Consider the following 3822-nt stretch of genomic DNA (forward strand, 5'->3'; position numbering starts at 1 on the left):
CAGCCGCAGCCGCCACACCCGCCGCCCGGTGAGTGCCAGCGCGTCCCGGTGCACCGCCAGGTAGGCGGCGAAGAAGACCGCCAGCAGGACCTTGGCGAACTCGCCCGGCTGGAAGGAGAACGGCCCGAAGGTGATCCAGATCCGCGATCCGTACACCGGCGGGAAGAAGATCGGCAGCACCAGCAGGACCAGCGCCACCAGCGCCCCGATGTACGCGTACCGCTGGAGCCGCTTGTGGTCCCGCAGCAGGAGCAGCACCAGGACGAACAGCCCCACCCCGAGGGTGGACCAGAGCAGCTGGGTGGGGGCCGCGCTGCCCGGGGTGGCCCGGTCCAGCCGGTAGATGACGACCAGTCCGACACCGTTCAGCAGCACCGCGATCGGCAGCGGCAGCGGATCCGCGTACGGCGCCCGCCAGCGGACGGCGCCGTGCGCCAGCAGCGCGAGCACCCCCAGCGCGCCCCCGTACTCGCCGGCGTCGGCCGGCACCGTGCCGTCGAGGTTGAGACCCACCTCGGCATAGCCGAGCACGGCGGTCAGCACGGCGGCCAGGACCAGCGCGAGTTCGGTGTTGCGCCGGGTCGGCACGGTGCGGCGGGGCCGGCCGGCGGTTCTCGTCACGGCGGAGGGTGTCGCCACGGACCGTCCTGGGAGTCGGGACTGCGGGCGCCGCCGGGTGACCACCGGGGAGGACGGGCGGCACCCCCATCCCCTTCGCCACCCTAACGAGCACTGTGCGGGTATTCCGCCCGGTTCACCCGGTGTGTCCCGCCGCATCGCGCGTTGGCCACGGCCAACTGATGGTCCCTAGGATCGGCGGGTGACTACCGGACGACGACCGAAGGCCAGGCTCGGCAGCCTGCTGGCCGCCCTGGCGATAACGGGCGGGGCGCTGCTCAGCGGCCTGCCCGCCCATGCCGACGAACCATCAGCCGGCGCAGCCGGCAAGGAAGCACCGCGGGTCGACCTCGTACTGGATGTCAGCGGCTCCATGCGAGCCACCGACATCCAGGGCAAGAGCCGCATCGCGGTGGCCCAGCAGTCGCTGAACGACGTCATCGACGCCCTGCCGGCGGAGACCGAGTTCGGCATCCGCACCCTGGGCGCCAACTACCCCGGCGACGACAAGGCCCAGGGCTGCCTGGACACCAAGCAGCTCTTCCCGGTCGGGAAGACCAACAAGACCGAGGCCAAGACCGCGGTCGCGACCCTGCGCCCGACCGGCTGGACCCCGATCGGCCTGGCGCTGCGCGGCGCCGCCCAGGACCTCGGCAAGGGCGAGACCACCCGCCGGGTGGTGCTGATCACCGACGGCGAGGACTCCTGCGCCCCGCCCGACCCCTGCGACGTCGCCCGCGAACTCGCCTCCCAGGGCATCCACCTGGTGGTCGACACCCTGGGCCTGGCCCACGACGACAAGACCCGCCAGCAGCTGCTCTGCATCGCCAACGCTACCGGCGGCACCTACACCGACGTGCGCACCCAGGAGCAGCTCACCGAGAAGGTGAAGCAGCTGGTCGACCGCTCCAACGACACCTACACGGTCGCCCCGGTCAAGACCGCCGGCACCGACAAGTGCGAGTCCGCCCCGGTCCTCACCCCGGGCGTCTACAGCGACCGCGAGAAGTTCTCCGAGCACCGCGTCTACCGCGTCCCGGTCAAGGCCGGCCAGGAGCTGCGCGCCTCGGTCAGCGTCGCCCTGGACCGCCCGGTGGCCCGCGACTACGGCGTCCTGCTCCAGGCCACCAGCACCACCGGCCAGGAGCTGGTCCGCGGCACCGACGCCGGCAGCAGCCGCACCGACGTGGTCTCCACCGGCCTGCGCTGGTCGGCCGCCGCCTCCAAGGGCTACGCCACCGCCACCGCGTCCGCCTCGCCGAGCGGCAAGCCGGAGACCAATGTCTGCCTGGTCGTCTCCAACTCGCTGGCCCCGCAGGCCGGCGCGGCGGCCGACCCCGGCCTGCCGCTGGAGCTGACGGTCGACCTGACCGCCGCCTCCCCCGCCCCGGACGGCCCGGCGATGGGTCTGGGCCGAGGCTGGATCCTGCTGCTGGTGCTCACCCTGGCCGGCCTGCTGACCGGCCTGCTGTTCGGCTGGATCGCGCGCTGGCGGATCGCTGTCTGGCAGGAGAACTGACCATGCGTACGACCTTCCTCCGCACCGCCGCGGCCGCCCTGGCCGTGTTCCCGGCGCTCCTGCTCGCGGCCCCGGCCGCCACGGCCGCCTCGCCCTCGCCGAGCGCGAGCGGCACCCCGGCCCCGGCCAACAAGGCCGGCACCTCCTTCCTGACCGCCGTCAACCTGGCGCCCGGCCAGGACGCCAAGGTGGACGTCTCCACCGGCGACTACCTGTACTGGGCCTTCGGCGCCGCCGAGGGCCGGACCGCCAAGGTGGACCTCACGGTCTCCCTGGCCCCGTCCGCCGACCGGCACGGGCCGCAGACCTGGAACGTCGAGGTGTTCGACGGGCTGCGCCGCCGCCAGTCCTGCACCGACGGCACCCAGAACGCGACCGCCGAGCAGGCCGCCGGCTCGCTGGCGCTCAGCTGCACCCTGCGCGAGGTCCGCTCCTGGGCCGAGCCGTGGTCCGGCGACCCGCTGCCCGGCACCTACTACGTCCGGCTCTCGGTCGCCGACGCCCCGCAGCCCGACCTCGGCCTGGCCGCCGCGGTGCAGCTGCGGGTGACCGCCAAGGGCGACGAGGACAACGCCCAGCCGGAGGGCGGCGAGCTCAAGGCCCCGCTGGTCCCGCCGGTCGGCGGCGGCGCCGCGACCGCCAAGGCGGCGGCCCCGGAGGAGCCCGAGGAGCACTGGTACACCGGCTGGTTCTCCGGCTGGAACAGCCGCTGGTTCTGGACCCTGGCCGGCGGTGCGCTGGCCGCCCTGGCGGGCGTCGCCGGCTACACCCTGACCCGCCACCCGCGCGGTCGCCGGCCGGCCCGCTACGGCTCGGTGCCGCCGCAGTCCGGCGCCCCGCAGCCGGGCCCGTACGCGGGCTCCGGCCAGTCCTGACCCGTCCGGACCCCGAGGGCCGGACCGGAGACCTCTCCGGCCCGGCCCTCACCGCTTTCCGGCCCGCTCCCGCGTGATCCGTCTCACACCCCGCCGGAACCCCGCCCCGGCACCCCGGCTGACCCCCCGTCGACCGGTGCACCCCCACAACGCAGAAGTCCCGCCCGATCTTTCGATCGGGCGGGACTTCCGTTGGGTGGAGCTGAGGGGATTCGAACCCCTGACCCCCTCGATGCGAACGAGGTGCGCTACCGGACTGCGCCACAGCCCCAACAAGAAGAAACTTTAGCACCTCTCCGAGGTGGTCCGTGACCACCCTCCTGGTGGGGCCCCTGCGGCAGGACGGGGCGGGGGCGGAACCGGGGTGGAACGCGAAGAGGCCCCCGGCGGCGGGGGCCTCTTCGCGGACGGTCGCGGACCGCCCGCCCTACTCGTTGGCGGCGCGGGGCCGCGGCTCCGGGGCGGACGGCTCGGCGTACTGGTCGAAGAGCGGGGTGTTCCGGGATTCCACCGGGCGGCCGGCGGTCCAGGTGCCCGGCGCCGACAGGTCGAGCCCCCGGTTGACCCGGGGGGCCACCGGCGCGGTCACGTACGTCGGCAGCGGAACGGGCACCGGCTCCCAGGAGTCCGGGCCGGCCGCGCCGCGCTCCCGCATGCCGTCGACCCACTCCTCGTGCTCGGTGACCTCCGCGACGGCCGAGGCGGAAGCCCCGGCGGAGGTCCCGGCAGGGCTCGCCACGGGAGTCCCGGCGGAGGCCGCCCGCGCGGCGTCCGCCTCGGTGGCCAGCCGCAGGTGCGAGCGTCCTGGCC

Annotated in this window: 3 protein-coding genes, 1 tRNA gene and 1 pseudogene; 2 read left to right on the forward strand and 3 right to left on the reverse strand. The window is 74.7% G+C overall.

Going from position 1 to position 3822, the window contains the following annotated elements:
* A partial coding sequence (locus VR45_RS26875; RefSeq protein ID WP_234326197.1) for an FtsW/RodA/SpoVE family cell cycle protein occupies positions 1–621 on the reverse strand: 621 nt, incomplete at its 3' end.
* A 199-nt stretch (positions 622–820) separates the two neighbouring features.
* Between VR45_RS26875 and VR45_RS26880 the strand changes: the two genes are divergently transcribed.
* On the forward strand, positions 821–2137 hold the full coding sequence (locus tag VR45_RS26880; RefSeq protein WP_045942422.1) for a VWA domain-containing protein: 1317 nt from the start codon (positions 821–823) through the stop codon (positions 2135–2137).
* Between the two features lie 2 nt (positions 2138–2139).
* On the forward strand, positions 2140–3012 hold the full coding sequence (locus tag VR45_RS26885; RefSeq protein WP_045942423.1) for a hypothetical protein: 873 nt from the start codon (positions 2140–2142) through the stop codon (positions 3010–3012).
* A gap of 197 nt (positions 3013–3209) precedes the next feature.
* Here VR45_RS26885 and VR45_RS26890 read toward each other — a convergent pair.
* Together VR45_RS26890 and VR45_RS26895 are read right to left on the reverse strand one after the other, a co-directional pair.
* Positions 3210–3283 (reverse strand) — tRNA-Ala (locus VR45_RS26890).
* A 156-nt stretch (positions 3284–3439) separates the two neighbouring features.
* A pseudogene (locus tag VR45_RS26895) lies at positions 3440–3822 on the reverse strand (hypothetical protein); the annotation flags it as partial.

This window comes from Streptomyces sp. NRRL S-495, from assembly GCF_000966955.1.
Classification (GTDB): Bacteria; Actinomycetota; Actinomycetes; order Streptomycetales; family Streptomycetaceae; genus Kitasatospora; species Kitasatospora purpeofusca.

Bases quoted from the DNA above. Each gene is read 5' to 3' on its own strand.
- VR45_RS26885 (WP_045942423.1), top strand. From the start codon at position 2,140: ATGCGTACGACCTTCCTCCGCACCGCCGCGGCCGCCCTGGCCGTGTTC.